At 50.0% G+C, this 18,722-nt stretch carries 22 protein-coding genes; 4 read left to right on the top strand and 18 right to left on the bottom strand.

Annotation, left to right across the window (positions count from 1 at the left end; genetic code table 11):
• Positions 1 to 11: 11 nt before the first annotated feature.
• Positions 12 to 1,328 (bottom strand): MFS transporter, encoded by a 1,317-nt coding sequence (locus Q9R25_RS11275; RefSeq protein ID WP_211781932.1) that lies wholly within the window; start codon positions 1,326 to 1,328, stop codon positions 12 to 14.
• 222 nt (positions 1,329 to 1,550) lie between these two features.
• Here Q9R25_RS11275 and Q9R25_RS11270 point away from each other — a divergent pair, with 222 nt between their 5' ends.
• Positions 1,551 to 2,063, top strand: coding sequence for a hypothetical protein (locus Q9R25_RS11270; RefSeq protein ID WP_214784360.1), 513 nt, complete (start codon positions 1,551 to 1,553; stop codon positions 2,061 to 2,063).
• On the opposite strand, the gene Q9R25_RS11265 is transcribed toward Q9R25_RS11270, so the two are convergent.
• From Q9R25_RS11265 to Q9R25_RS11235, 7 genes are all read right to left on the bottom strand, one after another.
• On the bottom strand, positions 2,064 to 2,756 hold the full coding sequence (locus Q9R25_RS11265; protein WP_214775466.1) for a Crp/Fnr family transcriptional regulator: 693 nt from the start codon (positions 2,754 to 2,756) through the stop codon (positions 2,064 to 2,066).
• Between the two features lie 110 nt (positions 2,757 to 2,866).
• The gene (locus tag Q9R25_RS11260) at positions 2,867 to 3,070 is read right to left on the bottom strand and encodes a hypothetical protein (protein ID WP_214784363.1); all 204 of its coding nucleotides are present in this window, start codon (positions 3,068 to 3,070) and stop codon (positions 2,867 to 2,869) included.
• Positions 3,060 to 3,566 (bottom strand): QcrA and Rieske domain-containing protein, encoded by a 507-nt coding sequence (locus tag Q9R25_RS11255; protein WP_015880389.1) that lies wholly within the window; start codon positions 3,564 to 3,566, stop codon positions 3,060 to 3,062. The genes Q9R25_RS11260 and Q9R25_RS11255 overlap by 11 nt, the downstream gene beginning before the upstream one ends.
• 20 nt (positions 3,567 to 3,586) lie before the next feature.
• Positions 3,587 to 4,129, bottom strand: a complete 543-nt coding sequence (locus Q9R25_RS11250) for a 4Fe-4S dicluster domain-containing protein (RefSeq protein ID WP_015880388.1) — start codon at positions 4,127 to 4,129, stop codon at positions 3,587 to 3,589.
• Positions 4,126 to 6,372: a molybdopterin oxidoreductase family protein gene (locus Q9R25_RS11245; RefSeq protein ID WP_015880387.1), complete on the bottom strand. Its 2,247-nt coding sequence runs from the start codon at positions 6,370 to 6,372 to the stop codon at positions 4,126 to 4,128. The genes Q9R25_RS11250 and Q9R25_RS11245 overlap by 4 nt, the downstream gene beginning before the upstream one ends.
• A complete protein-coding gene (locus tag Q9R25_RS11240; protein WP_034780588.1) occupies positions 6,365 to 6,652 on the bottom strand; it encodes a hypothetical protein in 288 nt (95 codons plus the stop codon). Before Q9R25_RS11240 ends, Q9R25_RS11245 begins: the two co-directional genes overlap by 8 nt.
• On the bottom strand, positions 6,633 to 7,760 hold the full coding sequence (locus tag Q9R25_RS11235; RefSeq protein ID WP_311283177.1) for an MFS transporter: 1,128 nt from the start codon (positions 7,758 to 7,760) through the stop codon (positions 6,633 to 6,635). The genes Q9R25_RS11240 and Q9R25_RS11235 overlap by 20 nt, the downstream gene beginning before the upstream one ends.
• 134 nt (positions 7,761 to 7,894) lie before the next feature.
• Here Q9R25_RS11235 and Q9R25_RS11230 point away from each other — a divergent pair, with 134 nt between their 5' ends.
• Positions 7,895 to 8,266 (top strand): DUF3221 domain-containing protein, encoded by a 372-nt coding sequence (locus tag Q9R25_RS11230; RefSeq protein ID WP_214784369.1) that lies wholly within the window; start codon positions 7,895 to 7,897, stop codon positions 8,264 to 8,266.
• Here the strand turns inward: Q9R25_RS11230 and modB are convergent.
• From modB to Q9R25_RS11200, 6 genes are all read right to left on the bottom strand, one after another.
• Complete coding sequence (gene modB / locus Q9R25_RS11225; RefSeq protein WP_214784372.1) at positions 8,263 to 8,904, bottom strand: molybdate ABC transporter permease subunit; 642 nt, start codon at positions 8,902 to 8,904, stop codon at positions 8,263 to 8,265. The two genes, Q9R25_RS11230 and modB, sit on opposite strands and share 4 nt — an antisense overlap.
• The gene (gene modA, locus Q9R25_RS11220; RefSeq protein ID WP_214784375.1) at positions 8,901 to 9,632 is read right to left on the bottom strand and encodes a molybdate ABC transporter substrate-binding protein; all 732 of its coding nucleotides are present in this window, start codon (positions 9,630 to 9,632) and stop codon (positions 8,901 to 8,903) included. Before modA ends, modB begins: the two co-directional genes overlap by 4 nt.
• 107 nt (positions 9,633 to 9,739) lie before the next feature.
• Complete coding sequence (gene ric / locus Q9R25_RS11215) at positions 9,740 to 10,447, bottom strand: iron-sulfur cluster repair di-iron protein (protein WP_214784378.1); 708 nt, start codon at positions 10,445 to 10,447, stop codon at positions 9,740 to 9,742.
• 145 nt (positions 10,448 to 10,592) lie between these two features.
• Complete coding sequence (gene aceA / locus Q9R25_RS11210; protein WP_311283176.1) at positions 10,593 to 11,870, bottom strand: isocitrate lyase; 1,278 nt, start codon at positions 11,868 to 11,870, stop codon at positions 10,593 to 10,595.
• 75 nt (positions 11,871 to 11,945) lie between these two features.
• Positions 11,946 to 12,242, bottom strand: coding sequence for a hypothetical protein (locus Q9R25_RS11205; protein ID WP_031424308.1), 297 nt, complete (start codon positions 12,240 to 12,242; stop codon positions 11,946 to 11,948).
• Positions 12,239 to 14,422, bottom strand: a complete 2,184-nt coding sequence (locus tag Q9R25_RS11200) for a malate synthase G (RefSeq protein ID WP_396136463.1) — start codon at positions 14,420 to 14,422, stop codon at positions 12,239 to 12,241. The genes Q9R25_RS11205 and Q9R25_RS11200 overlap by 4 nt, the downstream gene beginning before the upstream one ends.
• Positions 14,423 to 14,603: 181 nt before the next feature.
• Between Q9R25_RS11200 and Q9R25_RS11195 the strand changes: the two genes are divergently transcribed.
• Complete coding sequence (locus tag Q9R25_RS11195; protein WP_078146066.1) at positions 14,604 to 15,050, top strand: MarR family winged helix-turn-helix transcriptional regulator; 447 nt, start codon at positions 14,604 to 14,606, stop codon at positions 15,048 to 15,050.
• Positions 15,047 to 15,682, top strand: coding sequence for a nitroreductase family protein (locus Q9R25_RS11190; protein WP_251306262.1), 636 nt, complete (start codon positions 15,047 to 15,049; stop codon positions 15,680 to 15,682). The genes Q9R25_RS11195 and Q9R25_RS11190 overlap by 4 nt, the downstream gene beginning before the upstream one ends.
• Positions 15,683 to 15,720: 38 nt before the next feature.
• Here Q9R25_RS11190 and Q9R25_RS11185 read toward each other — a convergent pair whose 3' ends face one another.
• Genes Q9R25_RS11185 through Q9R25_RS11170 form a run of 4 tightly spaced genes read right to left on the bottom strand, consistent with a single transcriptional unit; the run spans position 15,721 to position 18,686 of the window.
• A complete protein-coding gene (locus tag Q9R25_RS11185) occupies positions 15,721 to 16,383 on the bottom strand; it encodes an NAD(P)H-dependent oxidoreductase (protein ID WP_015880376.1) in 663 nt (220 codons plus the stop codon).
• 16 nt (positions 16,384 to 16,399) lie between these two features.
• Positions 16,400 to 17,011, bottom strand: a complete 612-nt coding sequence (locus Q9R25_RS11180; protein WP_311283174.1) for a class I SAM-dependent methyltransferase — start codon at positions 17,009 to 17,011, stop codon at positions 16,400 to 16,402.
• Positions 17,008 to 18,015: an ABC transporter permease gene (locus Q9R25_RS11175; protein ID WP_311283173.1), complete on the bottom strand. Its 1,008-nt coding sequence runs from the start codon at positions 18,013 to 18,015 to the stop codon at positions 17,008 to 17,010. The genes Q9R25_RS11180 and Q9R25_RS11175 overlap by 4 nt, the downstream gene beginning before the upstream one ends.
• The gene (locus Q9R25_RS11170) at positions 18,012 to 18,686 is read right to left on the bottom strand and encodes an ABC transporter ATP-binding protein (RefSeq protein ID WP_078146062.1); all 675 of its coding nucleotides are present in this window, start codon (positions 18,684 to 18,686) and stop codon (positions 18,012 to 18,014) included. The genes Q9R25_RS11175 and Q9R25_RS11170 overlap by 4 nt, the downstream gene beginning before the upstream one ends.
• Between the last annotated feature and the right edge of the window lie 36 nt (positions 18,687 to 18,722).

Here is an 18,722-nt window from a genome sequence, read left to right as displayed (position 1 = left end):
GCGTCGATTTGTCAGCGAATCGGCTTCTCAGCACCGCTGCGCAAGTAATAATAAATTGTGGTGGCAATCGAGATCGCATAGAGCCCTAGCATGACGAACAACGCACCGTTGAACGAACCGACGAGCTCGAGCGACCAACCGAACATCTTCGGAATGAAGAATGCGCCGTAAGCAGCAAACGCTGCCGAGAATCCGACGACGGCCGGTGTCTTCGTCGCCACGAATACGTGGGGAATCATCGCGAACGTCGCTCCAGAGTTGAGTCCTGTTGCGATGAACAAGACGACGAAGGAGATGAAAAACATCGTCAAGTTGCTGTTCGTGATGGCCATGATGACACTGATCGTACCGAGCGCCATGATTCCGAACACGATCAATGTCACTTTGGCCGCTCCGATCTTATCACTGATCCAGCCCCCGAACGGACGCGAAGAGGCGCCAAGGAATGCACCAAGGAAGGCGAGCGCCATCAAGTCCGACTCAGGGAACTTTAACTTTAAAATCATCGGGAACGCTGCGGCATATCCAATGAAGGAACCGAACGCCGCCGTGTAGAGCAATGTTTGAATCCAAAAATGTTTGTCTTTAAACACGCTCGCCTGTTCACGAAGCGATTGACGAGCGGTCGGTAAGTTATCCATGAACAAGTATGCGCAGACCGTCAAAATGATGGTCGGCACGACCCAAAGGAGCGCGGCGTTTTGAAGCCAAATCTCTTCGCCGGTCTCGGTCACGAGGGCGTTCCCGCCGATGAACCCGAAAATACTTGTCGTGATGACGAGCGGTGTGATCAATTGGACGAGCGAGACGCCCAAGTTCCCGATGCCTCCGTTAATCCCTAGCGCCGTCCCTTTTTTCGCTTTCGGATAAAACGCGCCGATGTTGGCGTTTGATGACGAGAAGTTTCCGCCGCCTAGTCCGCAAAGTGCGGCCAAAATCATGAATACCCAATACGGCGTATTGACGTTTTGAACGGCATAGGCGATGCCTAGGAGCGGCAACAACAAAATCGATGTCGAGAAGATCGTCCAGTTCCGACCGCCGAATATACTGTTTGCGAACGTATAGAAAAAGCGCAACGTCGCCCCGACAAGTCCAGGCAGTGCGGCCAACGTGAACAACTGGCCTTGCGTAAAGCTAAACCCGATCGAATTCAATTGGACGGCTGCGACCGACCACATTTGCCAGACGATGAATGCAAGCGTCAGTGCCGGGACCGAAACGAGCAAGTTCCGATTGGCGACTTGTTTTCCCGTTCCTTCCCAAAATCCCACATCCTCTGGCTTCCACTCGGCGAGTGCGTGTGACCCTTTGTCTAATTGTTGCATGGTCTATTCCTCCTCTTAACGGTTCAATTCGTACCCTAATCCCATCCTATCGACCGTCCTCTTAAAAAAGTGTGCCTTCTTTCACACTTATTTCGCATCTTGAGTTTTTTTCTCACCCTGTCATCAATCTGTGACAAAATCGCCTATCTTTTGTTTCTGTGACATTGAACACAGAAAAACCCTCCCCGATTCCTTACGATAAGGAATAGAGGAGGGATTAATTTGTCACATCTCATTCAAATCCACTGTGCGCCCAAAGTTCGCTTGGCGCTACAACCATATTTCTTCAGTCAAGACGGGGCCCACGTGTTCCGTGTCTTCGGCGTCGCGATTGCCGAGGCTGCGTTCACCGAGACGGGGCTCGATATCACATTCCCACTTGAAAGTCCTTTAGAAGAACTAGAAGCGCTGCACACCTTGCTCGTTCGGATCGACACTCACCATGACGTGACGATCGATGACGCACAGGCAGTCATCGGTTACTTAGGGGACGGGACCACGGTCACCGTTTATCGCCATTTCAAACGATGGCTCGACTTTTTGTCCGCAGCGCGTGTCCGCTCGATGGAAGGTGTCGTCGTCGAGGTCCGCGCCAACGGGATCAAGCTAGCCGAAGGCGTGCTCCGGTCTTATGAGTTGATGGAAGATGGCGAGTTTTATGTATCGGCCTGTACAATCGAGGCCGATGGATTGGAGCATTTTGAAGGCGAGCTATCGCTTGCCGCCATAATGTAATCAATCGATGACACAGACCGAGACCGGACAGTCCTCACAATGGTTGAGCAGTTTCAACCGGTCGAGGTCATGGATAATGATTTGACGGGAAGGGAGTGAAATAATTCCTTCTTGGGCGAGCTCGTTCAACATGCGATTCACGCGTTCACGCGATGTCCCGCAATAATTGGCGAGCTCTTGGTTTTTCAGTTTCAAGTCGATGAGAATGCCGTCTTCGACTTCCACCCCATAGCTGTTCGCCATACGAATGAGCGTCGAGTAGAGCGCTCCTTTTTTCCCGTTCAACACCAAGTCTCTAAATTTCGTATGCTGTTTCCGCATATGTTCGTTGATCATGACCATGAACTCGCGGACGAATTCCGGGTTCGACGACAAAATCATCGTTTCAATACGCTCGATTTTGACCGCATAAATTTCACTATCTTCTAACGCCTTGGCGTTAAATAAATATTTTGGTTCGATTGCGAATAACGTCAACTCTCCGCAACAAGCCTCAGCGCTTAAACAACGTAACGTCAATTCTTTTCCATTTTCCGTCAATTTCGAAATTTGAATCAGTCCACTCTTTACAATATAAAATTCAGCTGCGTCTTCTTGTTCTCGGAACAGAAAACCGCCTTTTGGGACATGAATGATTCGATGTGCCAATTTTTTTGTTTCCTCGAGCACCATCGCTTTAGTTGAATGAGCCATTTCCACCGACCTTCCTTAAAACACGTTGCGCCATATGAAAGCTTGCCTTCATTCTAAACACAAACCCCCTCGAAACGCAATCAACATTTGGAAGCGTTTCAAGGGGAGGACTATTCTTTCATACGATATTCAATTTTTTTCCAATATCGATATAATAAGCCGATCAATCCGACATTGATGACGGCGATGATCATATACAGTCGCATCGAGGCGTGATCATACACCATGTAGCTCTCAATTGTATATTGCAAGAGTATCATGTTCGTCGCGAGCAATATGACCAATCCGATTAAACTCCAACCGTTACGCCCCATGATGAATCTCTCTTCCGACCGCAAAAATCTTCCCGTTCTCGATTTCAAGCAAGATTTTAGGGAGTTCCCGCTGCGGCGGACCGGCCTGTGGTTGGCCGTCGACACCGAAGTAACCACGATGGCACGGACAAAGAAGAACATCTTCTTCCTCCACATAAAACACTGGGCACTGCAGATGAGTGCATTTGTTGTTATAGGCGACGAATTCACCATTCTTTAAATGAACGAGCAACGATGGTTCCGTACCCGGATATTCAAATTCGAGTGATTTCCCGCGCTCTAGCGCCTCGACCGTCGTGATGAACTGACGGTCGGTTCTCGGCTCGCTTCGAACGAAGGCCGCGATATTGAACGGGATAGTCGCGAGACCGAGTGCGATACCTGCGCCGAACGTTGATTTGATGAACGCCCGTCGATTCAGTTTCACGTCATCGGCCCGACTCAAGTTATCGACGAGTTCGGATAAGCGTTCCCGGTCTTTTGATTCATTCGACATAAGTCATCTTCCTTTCCATCTCAATCGGAATAGACGCCAAAGAATTCAGGGACGTAATTCCATTTATCGTCTTGCGAAGGCTTTTTCCCTTCGATCATGTTCATTTGGACGCGTTGACGACGGAGTTGCATCATCTCGTCATGGTCGATGAAGCGAATCGCATCCGACGGACAAACCGACGCACACATCGGCGCGATATCATGTTTGGAGCGGTCGTAACACATGTCGCACTTATACATCTTATTCTTCTCAAAGTCGAACTTCGGAATCCCGAACGGACAAGCGAACGTACAGTTCCGGCAGCCGATACATTTTTCTTCTGAAGCCGATAACACGACGCCCTCTGGCGTGATTTGAATCGCATTCGCCGGACATACTTGAGCACAAGCCGGATTTTTACACTGCATACAGATCATCGGGAACGTCTGACGGTTCTCCGAGAAATCGATATAATCCACATAGTTGCGCTCGAGCCCCTCGTGGTCCCCGCATTCGCGGCAAGCTGCCTGACAGGCCCGACAGCCGATACAACGTTCAAACTCTAAATACATGACCTTATTCATTTCGTATGAACCTCCTCATCCATGACGTGACAGCTCGTCGCAATCGCATGGTCCGCCATGAACGGCACGCTTGATCCGAGCGGGACCGTCAACGGATTAATGTGTAACGGGGTGTTGGCCGGTAACTTTTTCATTTGTACCGCACATACCTTGAACTCCGGCATGCGTGACATCGGATCGAGACACGGGTTCGTCAATTGATTGATGGCAAGCTCCTTGCCCCAATGATAAGGGACGAAGACCGTATCTTTTCGAATCGCCTTCGTCAAACGTGCTTCGACGACAATCGACCCGCGACGTGTGCGAAGCTCGACTTTGTCGCCCGTTTGAAGGCCATAACTTGATGCTAACTCCGGATGGATCTCCACGAACGGCAGTTTTGACATCGTGCTCAAGAAGTCGACACGGCGCGTCTGATTGCCCGATAAGTAATGGAAGACGACCCGACCTGTCGTGAGCGTGACCGGATATTCTTCATTCGCATATTCACCGGCCGGCCGATATGTGACGACAGGCAAATTTGCTTTTCCATTCGCCGTTCCAAACCGTTCTTTGAACATCGTCGGTGTGCCGGGATGATCTTCGGACGGACATGGCCAAAAGACACCATACTCGTCGTCGATTCGTTCCCATGTGATCCCAGAGTAGTCAGCCGCTCCACCTTTCGTCGCGATGCGGAACTCTTCCCAGATGTCACGCGCCGTCTCATACGGGAAGTACTGTCCGCGTCCCATCCGCTCAGCGATCCGCTTCATGATTTCCCAGTCTGGAAGCGAATCCCCGAGCGGTTCGCGCACTTTCCGGATCCGAATGACTCGTCCTTCTAAGTTTGTCGTCGTCCCTTCGTCTTCGGCCCACGAACAAGCCGGTAAGACGACATCAGCGAACTCACAAGATTCCGACATGAAGAAGTCACTAACGACGAAGAAATCGAGTTTGTTGAAACTGTCCCACACGTACGGAAGGTTCGGTGCCGAAACGGCTGGGTTCGAACACATGAGGTGCATCGCCCGAATCGTTCCCGCTTGAATCTCATCGAACATTTCGAACGCGGACACACCTGGTTTTGGCATCTCGGAAGGATCGATGCCCCAAACCCCGCTCACATATTCAATGGCTTTCGGATCAGTTAATTTTCGGTAGCCTGGTAACAGGTCTGCTTTTTGTCCATGTTCTCGTCCACCCTGCCCGTTCCCTTGCCCCGTCATCGTGGCGACGCCCGAAGCAAACTTCCCAATCATGCCTCGTAAGAGCGCCATCGACGTATAGAGCGAGACATTGTCGACGCCTTTTGACTGTTGTTCGACGCCGCGAGCGAACAACATGACCGAACGTGGGCTCTTCCCATAAATATGACCGGCCTTCTCGAGTTTTTCGATGGCGACACCGGTCACCTCACTCGTCCGTTCGAGCGTCCAGTCTCGGACCGACGCTTTCAACTCTTCATAGTTATCGCAACGCTCATCCACGTACGCTTGATCAACATAATCGTGTTCGACTAAAAAGTTGAGCAGTCCCATCGCAAGCGCCGCATCCGTCCCTGGCTTCAAATCGAGATGGACATCGGCGACGCGCGCCATCGGAATTTCACGCGGGTCGGCGACGATGATTTTCGCGCCTTTGTCTTTCGCCTTCCAAATATGTTGCGTCGTCGTCGGATGACATTCGGCGATATTCGAACCGGCGACAAAGAATGTGTCGACGTGCTCGAACTCCGTCCACGGAAGCGTCGCTCCGCGGTCAATCCCAAGTGTCTTTAAGAAACCGCCGGCAGCTGACGACATGCAGAAGCGACCGTTGTAATCGATGAACCGTGTGCCGAGTGCGACCCGCGCATACTTCCCGACGAGGTAACATTTTTCATTCGTCATCGAGACGCCGCCGAAGACGGACACCGCATCTTTCCCATGCTCTCGTTGAATGCGTTTAAAGTTTGCTTCGATCACGTCGAGTGCTTCTTCCCATGTCGCTTTCTCAAACTTGCCGTTCCGTTTGATGAGCGGAGTCATGATGCGGTCCGGATGTTCGATCGTTTGATAGGCCGTGACGCCTTTCGGACAAAGTTTTCCTTTGTTGACCGGGAAATCGTAGCGTGGTTCAACGCCTTTGACGGCCCCGGTTTTCTCATCGACCCGGATATGCATGCCGCACTGCATGCCACAGTAACAGCAATGGGTTGTAATCAATTTTTCGCCTGGTTTGATTAAGTTCTGTACTTCTGGCGACGTTAAAAAGTCACTCATCGTCTTCCCCTCCATAGAACGTTTCCGCTCTTCGTTTTGAAAATCCACTGACGTGATAGCCGTTAATCGTTTGAAGCGGATAATGCATCCCGTCACTTCCAGGCCGTCCGAGCGCCGAATCGAGCCGGGCCCGACGACGACAGCCGTGACAGAGGTCTTGGACCGTGTGCGCCGCATCGACTTTTACGAGTTGGTCCGACCCTTCGAGCAATTGTTTCACTTGTTCAATCTCTTCAAGCGTGCCGGTCGGTTCGCCGCACTTAACGCACAGGTGTCTCATCTTTTGCCTCACCTTTCGTCTCCTTCGGTCGGCCGAATCCTGGCATCGACATGCCTGTGTTCGTATCGACCGGGTGTGTCGGTAACTGTCCGTTCATCAAGTTCAATTGCATCTTCACACGCATCGAACGTCGACACGGTTGGCAGTAATCGGAGAGCTGGGTCCCGTCACTGAGCCCGAGCTGGATCGTCTGTGCTTGCAAAATCGCTTGGACGTCCTCGACTTGATTGTCCGTCGCATAACGTGTCCCGCACCCGGCGCAGACACGGGTCTCATCCGCTTCGACTTCCCGGTAGTTCATCGGGACGCTGGCCGCCATCGGTCGGACCGGCAAGTGGAACAGTTTACCGAACGGGAAGTAACATAAAAAGATGATGACGGTCAATTGATGGAACAAGGCGAGCTCGTGATGGATGAAGCCTCCGAAGAACACGTACGAAACGGTCAACAACAACCCCGAGACAGTGACGATGAGCAACATGAGGAGCGGTAAAATATCAAATTCGAACCGCTGGGTCACTTTCACGTCCTGGTCGTTGATTCGGCGATAGAGTGCCATGAGCACGCCGACGAGCAACATGAGCGCGGTGATGTTCAACCCGTTATAGACGAGCTCCGCGAACAACCCGTGCGCAGCCATCTTGATGGTCGGGATGTTAAAGACGACAATCTGATACGTCTCGATATCAATCAAATCAAACCGCATCCATTGGAACGTCAGCCCGAATGTGATGGCGAACGACCCGAGACATCCCCAGGCAATCAACATATGTTGGGTCCAGCGGTACCAACCACGTTCCCAGATGAACTTCTGTAAGACGATGTTATTGACAGTTGTCGTGGCGACGGCTTTACCGGCCCGTTTCTTTTCTGCCTTCATTTGTTTGAGGCTCCGCTTCAATACTTGTGAGGTGGCCGGCCGTGCAAAAAATAACGTCAAGCGGACGACCATCCCAATCATGCAAATGACGGCGGCGATATAGTAGCCGAACAGCGCCATGTCTACGTGCTCAAATCCTGCCGAGGCGATCCATGTCGAGAGCGCCAAGACGGTGAATCCTACGAACGACCACTTTGCGGCGGTCGAATAAAAATAACGATCGGACATATGTGTTCCCCCTTCTCTTTCCGAGCGACTTCATAGTTTCATCATAAAGATGACATCTCGACTTAACTGTTACTTTTTTCACAGATAAGCGATTCGAGACGTGACAGAATAATGAACGAAGGAGGCGTTCCCTTATGAAATCATCGCTTAAAATCATGTTATTCCTCACCATCGCGGCCATGCTCGTCGTCTTTTCCATCGGTTTCGTCTTCGCCAATCGAGCGACGACCGAACCAGATGTCGAGGGGTATGTGATTGAAATAAATGAATCTGACCGCACCGCACTCGTCATCAGCGGAATTACCGCAGAAGAGGCCACGCTCTCTCCTGACATCTTGTTCGCACAAAGTGAACCGGAAGACGTAAGCTGGTTCAAGTTTCAAGTGAAAGCCACGTTCGAGCAAATCACTGTCGGAGACCACGTCCACATTTGGAAAAAGACCGGTCCGAGTATCTTAAATACTCCGAACCGGTCTTATGTGAAAAAAATCGACGTGATCGACTAATATGAACGCTTGCCATAACGTTCACTCAGCCAGAGGACTAAAAACGCCAAACCAACCAACCATCCGCTCCAGACGAGCGCCTGGGTCATATCTCCGTTGATTGTCGCCATATAAATCGCTGTGGCGAGCGTCATCGTCTCGCCCGGGATATTTCCGGCAATCATCATCGTGATCCCAAACTCGCCGATTGACCGTGCGAAACCAAGGACAAACCCACTCGTCAACGCAGGTAACAGCAGCGGAATCGTCACGTAGGTGAACAGTTGGCGCTCTGACCCACCGAGCACGCGTCCGGCCTCATACCATTCCGCATCGAGTTGTTTAAGACCGAGACGAATCGTTTGGTAGATGAGCGGAAACGCGGCCAAGGCGGATGCGATGATGTTCGCCTGTTTCGTGAACAAGATCGTAATCGGTAACAATCCGCCGATCCCGTTGTTCCCGAGGACAATCAAGGCGTATAGTCCGATGACTGTCGGCGGCAAGATGAGCGGCAGTAAAAACACCGTCTCGAGCAGCCGCTTTCCTTTGAATTGACGGTGATGCATGAAATAAGCCGCTCCGAAGGCGAGGACGAAGGCGCTCACCGTCGCCATCATCCCGACTTCGAATGTGAGTTGAAGTGGATGTTGCGTCATTTAGAAAATCCTTTCGCTAAAAAGTGAGCTTGGATATCATCGTCAAACAAACGCGCGTACACATCGTGTACGTATGGGTTGTGCGTCAACCGGACCGCCGGATACGCGATCGTACCCGTCGCTTCAAACGGGACCGACTGAAGCGACTCGACGTCCGTCGACAGTTCCGTCTTATAGACGAATCCCGCATTGGCGTCGCCTTGTTCGATGAGCGTCAATACTTGTCTTACATTCTGGGCGAACATGATTCGCGGTTCCACTTCTTCCCACACGCCTTCCACTTCTAGCGCCGCTTTCGCGTAGCGACCGGCCGGGACATTGACCGGGTCACCGATGACGATCCGAGCACATGCGTTTAAGTCGTACCATGTCTCCGCGCACGGTTTCCCTTTCGGTGTCACGAGCCACAGCTCGTTATACAAGAACGCATCCCGCTCTAGAATCGGGATTTGTAGTCGGTCGACATCATCAACGCTCGCGGCTAAAAAGATATCTGCCGGAGACCCGTGATCGATTTGTGCTCGCAAGGCGCCGCTCCCGTTCGTCACGACTCGAACATCGATCCCATCGAACTCTGCTTCAAGTTGTCGCTCGACCGCTTCTAAAGCCGGTCCTAAGCTTGCCGCCGCCAAAATGGTCACGGTGTCCTCCGAATCTGAACTCGACCAGACTTGACTTAGTAATAAGGCGACCGTCACCCCTACGATGACTTCACTCACCCGTTTCATGATTAATCACTCCTTTGCCTCCCCTTTATCGTAGCGCTTGATTTGCCTCCCATCTGTATCAAACGTCACAAAAAGACACCTCTACGTAAGTAGGGGTGTGCCACTGCTTAAGCGAACGCGCGCGCTCGCGGGAATAAAATGTTGTTTTCGAGATGAATGTGTTCAAACGTATCCGATTCGAGCGCTTCTAACCGTTGATAGACAAGACGATACGTCCCACACGCTCCTTCAGGCGGCGTATAGTCGTTTGTGATCTGACGCAACTCTTTTAAAATGTCCCCGGCTGCTGCATGTTCTGACTCGAGCGAGGCCAAGATGCTATCAATCTCCCGTCTCGTTTCAGCTGTCGGTGCGGTCTCGTGACGAAGCAGCGTCGGGAAGTCTTCTGTCTCTTCTTTGACGATATGTTGTTCAAGTTCCACTTTCAATTGATTGAACAGTTGATGAATGCGTCCGAGGTGCGGATGATTTTGTCCGTGGACCCGGAACACTTTTGTCACATATGGTGTGAGCTGTGGCAATTCGTCCGTCAAAAATTGGTGATGCTTATAAATGATGTGCTCAATCAATTCCGAAGAAGAAGCGGCATCCCAATCGATGCTCTTCTCGTTCATCTCTTGCTTGCGTTGATAGAGCGCATTAACTTCTTCTAAAATGTCTTCCGTCGACCGTTTCGATTTGTCAGTCGCTTCAGCGAGTGGTCGGTTGCCGCCACAACAAAAATCGATTCGGTTCCGTTTGAAAATGTCTGCCGCTTGCGGGCATTGTTTGACGATTTCAGATACGTGCGTATCGCCCGTGAATGTCTGTGTCATCTGTCATAACCTCCATATTCATTTTGACATGTTCAGCGTAGCAAGAGTTCGACAACAAAAATGTGAAATACGTCACATTTAAGTGAACAGGATGCAGGTGTTCCAAATTTGGACACAAAAAACCCCTCTTGTCGAGGGGCATCGCTCAATGCAACGGTGTTTCAAACTGTTCAGTCTCGGTCGAACCTGCGAGCGCTGTCGTTGATGATTGTCCACCTGAGATGACGAGCGAGACTTCATCGAAGTAACCCGTTCCGACTTCACGCTGATGACGTGTCGCCGTGTAACCATGTACTTCAGCCGCAAATTCTGCTTGCTGTAACTCCGAGTACGCCGCCATGCCACGATTTTTGTAACCGCGTGCGAGCTCAAACATGCCGAAGTTGAGCGCGTGGAATCCAGCGAGTGTAACGAACTGGAACTTGTATCCCATTGCGCCGATTTCTTGTTGGAACGTGGCGATCTCTTCGTCTGACAGCTTCTTCTTCCAGTTGAACGATGGCGAGCAGTTGTAAGCGAGAAGTTTGCCTGGATACTTCGCATGAATCGCTTCGGCAAATTGACGTGCCTCTGCCAAATCTGGTTCGGACGTCTCACACCAGACGAGGTCTGCATACGGTGCATAAGCGAGACCACGAGCGATTGCTTGCTCGATACCAGCTTCCGTACGATAGAAGCCTTCCGGCGTACGCTCTCCAATGATGAACGGATGATCGATTGGGTCGATGTCGCTCGTGATCAAGTTCGCCGCGTGCGCATCTGTCCGCGCTACGATGATTGTCGGGACACCCATGACGTCTGCCGCGAGTCGAGCCGAAATCAAGTTTTTCACAGCCGTCTGCGTCGGGAGTAACACCTTCCCACCGAGGTGACCACATTTCTTCTCAGACGAGAGCTGGTCTTCAAGGTGAACGCCGGCTGCCCCCGCTTCAATCATTGCCTTCGTCAGTTCGAATACGTTGAGTACCCCACCAAAACCGGCTTCCATATCCGCGACAATCGGTGCGAACCAATGCGTGTCGCCTTTCCCTTCTGCCGTTTGAATTTGGTCAGCACGTTGAAGCGCTTGGTTGATTCGTTTGACGACACTTGGCACCGAGTTGGCCGGATATAGACTCTGGTCCGGATACATGTGACCCGACAGGTTCGCATCCGCCGCTACTTGCCAACCACTCAAATAGATGGCTTCGAGCCCTGCTTTTACTTGCTGAATCGCCTGGTTCCCTGTCAACGCACCGAGTGCATGGACGTAGTCACGCTCGTGCATCAATTGCCACAGGCGTTCCGCTCCTTTTGTCGCAAGCGTATGTTCAATCACGATAGACCCTCGTAATTTCATGACGTCTTCTACAGAGTATGGACGTTCTACCCCTTCAAATCGTTCTGACTTCCAGCTGTTCACCAATTCTTCGCGTTGTTTCATCGATAACCCCTCCTGTATTATATTAACTTCAATAAATTTAATTTGTTATATAACAGATGATGCAAAACAAATGGTTTAGTCAAGGTAAGCACAACACTCCAATGCTGCCTTGAACGTCGAATGCTCCATCCCGCAGCAACGGCAAACATTTTCTTCGTCCCGATCTTCCGGCTTGCGGAAAACGACAACTTCATCGATCGGCTCTTTCATGATTTGGAGCGACCCATCTGTCCGGTCCAAGACGAGACGCATCAAGTCGTTGCCGTATACGAATGCCGTATTCGCCAAAGATGCTGTCGATTCTCCAGATACGATGCGGCGGACGACCCAACGTTCAATCAACTGTTCGCTTTCCATTTTTTTCGTTGTCATGATGAGGTTCCTCCTTTAAGGTTTAACTCCACAGTTTGACGTTTCATAAATTCACGGCGGCGACGATGCAAGATTGGCTCCGTGTACCCGTTCGGCTGTTTCAACCCATGAAACACGAGTTCGTGGGCGGCTTGATAGGCGATCGATTGATCGACGTTCGGCGTCATCGGTCGATAATTCGGGTCTGACTCGTTTTGCTCATCGACGACTCGTGCCATCCGATAAAGGGTGACCTCGACTTGTTCTGCTGAACAGATGCCGTGATGTAACCAGTTGGCCACGTGTTGACTCGAAATCCGGAGTGTCGCCCGGTCTTCCATCAGTCCGACATGGTGAATATCCGGCACTTTCGAACAACCGACACCTTGTTCGACCCAACGGACGACGTACCCGAGCAATCCTTGCAAGTTGTTCTCAAGCTCTTCTTTAATCTCTTCTTGCGAATAGATGCGCGTCGCGAGCGGGATATCGAGGAGTTGTTGTCTCTCATGTTTCGAATGATGTTGCTTGATCAATTCTCGCTGTACATCAAAAGCATCGAGGTGATGATAGTGCATCGCATGGAGCGTCGCCGCGGTCGGTGAAGGCACCCATGCCGTCGTTGCCCCGGAGCGTACATGTGCCCTTTTTTCACGCATCATGTCCTGCATCCGGTCAGGCATCGCCCACATCCCTTTTCCGATTTGTGCCTGATGATGGAACCCACTCTCGAGACCGGTTGATACATTCAACCGTTCATATGCAGCGAGCCAAGGTGACGTCTTCATTTCCCCCTTCCGACGCATTGGTCCGAGCGTCATCGAGGAATGAATCTCATCTCCCGTGCGGTCGAGAAAGCCCGTGTTGATGAAGACGACTCGCTCTTTTACTTGCGCGATACAATTTTTCAAGTTGAGCGACGTTCGTCTCTCTTCATCCATGACGCCGACTTTTAACGTATAGCGAGGAAGGTCCAGTAAATCTTCTACGGCGTCAAACAGGTCATTGGTGAATGCCACTTCTTCAGAGCCGTGCATTTTCGGCTTGACGATGTAAATCGATCCTTCCCGAGAGTTGAGACGACGATGAAGATGGCGACTTGCAATCAATGAAGTAAAGATGGCATCAACGATCCCCTCTGGTACCTCGCAACCTTCTGCATCAAGAATCAAGTCCGTCGTCATCAAGTGTCCAACGTTCCGAATGAACAAGAGCGCGCGTCCTGGGAGGACGACTTCCGCCCCACCTTTTCCAAGCAAACGCTTGTCTTCGTTTAAACGCCGAGAGAGTCGCTTCCCGTCTTTTTGGAACGAGGCTTCAAGCGTCCCATCCATTAGACCGAGCCAATTACGATACAGATGAACTTTGTCTTCCGCGCAAACGGCTGCGACCGAGTCTTCACAATCCACGATTGCGGATAGGGCTGATTCGAGCTCGATGTCCATCAGTCCAGCAGGATCAATCTTTCCGATCGGATGCTCGCGGTCGAATTGAAGTTCAACGTGCAAGGCATTGTGCTGGAGCATCAACGTCTTCAACTCGTTCGGTTCCCCGGTGTAACCGACGAAAGAATCATCTGCGAACGAATGCTCGTCGTCCCCGATTACCGCATAAGCGACATCGTCACGAACGACGTATCGTGTCACTTCCTTGTGCGACCCTGATGGTAGCGGAAACGTGTCATCCAGAAACTGTTTCGCTAACCGAATGACCTCATTACCGCGAACGGGATTATATGCTCTCCCCTTTTCCATACCGTCTGTCTCGTCAATCATGTCCGTCCCATAAAGAGCGTCGTAGAGACTTCCCCATCTGGCGTTGGCGGCATTGAGTGCATATCTGGCATTGTCTAACGGTACGACGAGTTGCGGTCCCGCTTGATGAGCGATTTCGCGATCGACATTCAACACGTCGATATTAAAATCTTCGACGACCGGTTCGATATAGCCGATCGACGTTAAAAATGTCTCGTATTCGATTGGATCGACTTCGTCTTGCCTACTGTACCATTCCTGTAACAATCGCTCGAATGTCTTGCGCTGCTCCAGAAGTGTCTGATTCACTGGAATGAAACGCTCTAGAAGCGATTCGACCCCTTCCCAAAAATCATTGATTTCATGAGGTTCAAGAACGTTTTTATTCACAAATTCGAGCAGTTTCTCATGAATATGATACTTATCTAGTCGTTCATAGTGTTCCAAGCGTTCACATCCTCCTTTAATCATTGTTATATATCAGTTGGTTATAATATAGACTATTATATAACAGTTTGACAACCTATTTTTTAAAACTTTTTATTTGAAATATCGTCAGGATGGGTTTACTATACATTGTGTGACCCATCAATGATTGAGTCATCAATGATTTGAGGAGGCGATGTGCATGCGAGATTCTTGCTCGCTTCGTGATCAAATTCTCTATCACATCATCACTGTACAAAAAGAATTAGGGCAATTATTCGACTCTGAAATGGACGGGCTCAGCTTGAGTCGCTACGACATTTTGAGCAACTTGTATCACGTCGGTCCATTGCGGCAACGTGAATTGCAACAGCGCGTCGATGTCGACCATGCCGCCATCACCCGACACTTGAAACAGTTAGAGACACAAGGACTCATCACGCGGAGACGCTGTGAACAAGACAACCGTGTCATCTATGTTGAGTTGACAGACGATGGTCGTGAACAAATTGCACATTGGACTGAGCAAAAAGAGTGCTTAACGGACCGACTTTTTGTCAACATGAAGGTAGAGGATCAACAACAGTTACTAGCATCACTCACGATGTTACAAGATACTATTGACCATGAAAGGAAGACTACAATATGAACACTGCTACACAAAAAGACTTTATGGAGATTGTCAAAGGACGCCGCTCGATTCGTGTATACGATGAGAACGTCAAAATCTCAAAAGAAGAAATGACACAAATTCTTGAAGAAGCGACAACAGCTCCTTCATCCCTTAACTTACAGCCATGGCGCTTCGTCGTCATCGATAGCGCAGAAGGAAAAGAAACACTCCTTCCACTCGCAAGCTTCAACAGACGCCAAGTGGAAACATCTTCAGCTGTCATCGCCCTCTTCGCCGACTATCAAATGGCAGATTACACAGAAGAGATTTTCGATACAGCGGTAGAGCGCGGTATGATGCCGTCTGAAGTCCGCGACCGTCAAGTCGACATGATCAAAGGCATCTTCAAAGATGCACCGAAAGAAATGATCAAAGATAGCATCATGCTCGATTCAGGTCTCGTTGCGATGCAGCTTATGCTCGTCGCACGCGCACACGGATATGACACAAACCCAATCGGTGGATATGATAAAGCGAACATCGCTGAAGCGTTCGGTCTCGACAAAGAGCGTTACCTCCCAGTCATGCTTCTCTCTATCGGGAAAGCAGCCGAAGAAGGTTACCCATCAGTCCGTTTCCCAGTCGACCGCATCACAGACTGGAAATAATTCAAAAAGGTCAATCGCTGAGGCGATTGACCTTTTTTTCATCCGATATATTTGACGACTTCGTTAAAATCACGACGTGTTTTCGGTGCAAAGTCGCGCGCTCGATACCCAAATGCGACCATGACTGAAAGTGACCATTCCCCACGTTCCATCACACCTTCTGAGATTAACAACTCATCAATCTCCTCTTGATTGAACCCTTCAATCGGGCATGAATCAATTTCGATTTGTGCGGCAGCCGTCATCATGTTCCCAAGAGGGATATATGTCTGACGCTTGATCCATTCCTGGAAGACACGCTCATCGTCTAAGAGACGGTAGTCGTTCTCCTGGAACTCTTGCACTCGTTTCACGCGCTGTGCGTACTCTTCTTCCGTCCGTCCTTGTACGCCTGTGACGATGTGTCGAATATAGTCTGCATCGTAACGCATGGCTTTCGGTGTTCTTGCGAGGATCAATACAAAGTGACTGGCAGTCAGTGCCTGACCTTGCGCTCCCCATGCATGATCTTTAATCTTTTGGAGTAAATCTTCCCGACGCACCACGACGAATTGCCATGGCTCGAATCCGAACGAACTCGGCGAAAGACGTCCCGTCTCTAAAATGAACTCCATGTCCTCTTCTTTGATTTTACGATCCGCATCGAACGCTTTCGTCGCTTGACGCCAACGATACGCTTCTAAAATGTCTTTCTTTTTCATCGTGCTCACTCCTCCATTACCAAGATGACTCCATCATATCAAACCGATAAATCAAAAATCGCTCATGAAGATTCCTCAGCGGCAATCGCACCGTTTGTACGTACTGAAAAGGCGTCTCGTCGTTCAAATAATGGAGGTACTCATCCGCCGGATAATATAAAATCACATCGACCGGGCGAGGAACCGTTTCAACAGATTCGATGATGTTGGCAATCACTTGGCGGAATACGTTCACCGAGAACGGATTAAAGAAGTAGAATCGATTCGCATCCGGTGGAATCATGAATCTCTCCGCGAATCCCTGTTCCAATTGAACACTTCCCCGATTACGATGTTTCTTCGTATAGCTCATCCAATTTTGAAGTGCCTCCTCATGAAATCCACCGTCCATCTCGACACCAATCGCCCTCACACGAAACGTATATGCTAAATAGAACGGCAGACGTCCTTTTCCCGAACCGAAATCCACGATGGTATCTGTGGACTCTAACGGATACGCATTCCGAAGCAAATCGAGTGCTTCGTAAGGAGTCGGTTCATAACGGTTATACTCGGCTGAGGACGGGAATCCTTGCTGAGGTTTGGCCGTCTCGATTTGTAACAGTTGCTCATACTGCTCTTCGTTCATGATGAACCTCTTTCTTGAATGGATTGAAAGAATGGATGTCGCTCCATTTCTCTCGTGAACGACGTCTGTTCTTGATAGGCGACATACAACAGATAAATCGGAACCACTAGTTTGAACCAACTTGGGAGAAGAATCACGCTCGTGATCCCGAGCGGAATGAGTCGAAACCATAAATTCCGATGACTCGGCGTTCTAAAGTACATAAGGAGTGCCATCGTCCGTCTGACGGTGCCGAAGCGATTCGGTCTCGGTCGATACAGGGGACGTTTCCGCTCACTCGTCTTCTCGATGGCTCCTGACGTCGTCAACAGGACACGATCGAATGAGGCACGCTCACGTTCTCCGATTTCAATTTCTCGACCGACACTCGGATGTTTCGACACCCATCCTTCCCCTACGTATAACGCAAATGTGACCATGATGCTTCCGATCAACACACTAAGCAATATCGACTCAATCAATAACGCATACACGCCTACAAAAGCAAGGAGTACGATTAAAAATCGCTTCATGAGATGGGCGTGTCGGAGACGTAGATGATACTGGACCCATACGTGACACCAAGCGAGTAGAAAAAGTGCAGCCCCAAACGTGAGAATCTCGCCCACGTCCCTTCCTTTTACGTATAGAATCGGTGCAAGCAACAGCAGATAGCATCCATATTGAATCACGTGTTGCGTAAGTTGATACCAAACCGAATACCTTTTTAAATCCCGAATCATGCTCCGGTTTGACACAAGGATGAGATCGGCACGCTCAATCCAGACAAACATACGGTCTTGCCACATGAACCATCCAATCAGAAGTGCCCAGAGAAAATGAGGGATGTCACCTAACCAGGGGAAGTTCCCTTCCCAGACTTGCCAGTAGGAATAGCCTGCCCATATGAGAAAAGGAAGGACACCGTATAAAAAAATCGTCCAGTCGACAATCAATCGGACCGTCTTCCATTGCTGTTTTATGTACCGGGAGACACGCATCCAAAACAATCGTTTCGCAATCATCGCATCGCCACATCTTCCATCATGTCAAACAAGGTCATACCCTCTGTATCGAGCGCTTCACGAATCTCCACTTTCGTCCCACTCGCGAGCAGTTGTCCATCATCAATCCATACGAATCGGTCGCATAATCGCTCGGCCGTATCAAGAACGTGTGTGACTAATAAGACACTTGCCCCCCTCGTACGCTCCGCTTCTAACAGTCGAAGTAACTGAATCGTCGTCGTCGCATCCAATCCGATAAATGGTTCATCGACAATCAATACCCGCGCTTCTTGAATGAGCGCCAATAGAATCATCGCCTTCTGTTTCATCCCTTTTGAAAAAGAGGAGAGATACCGATCGGTCACATGCTCTAACCGGAATAGCTGTAGCAACTCCTCCGTTTTTTCTGTTGAATCGATTCCCGTTAATTCTTGGACGAGTGCAATATGTTCAGATAGCGTCAAATAATCATAGTAGACCGGTTGTTCCGGGATAAACGCATAGCGTTCCATCTCGACCGTTCCCTTCATCCAAGGAATCGTTCCGGTAAGACAGGCGATGGTGGTCGTTTTTCCCGCACCATTCGACCCAATCACCCCTAAAATCTCACCTGCCCGTACATCAAACGAAATGTCTTGGATGACGGGCTCGTTTATCTCGTATCCTGCTTGTTCAATTTTCACATCCACGATGGGTCCTCCTTACGAAAAAGTCGCCATCGCGGC

This window comes from Exiguobacterium sp. BG5(2022) (genome assembly GCF_031844365.1).
Lineage (GTDB): Bacteria > Bacillota > Bacilli > Exiguobacteriales > Exiguobacteriaceae > Exiguobacterium > Exiguobacterium profundum.
Note: the sequence above shows the minus strand (reverse complement) of the source record. Positions and strands in the feature narration are given on the sequence as shown.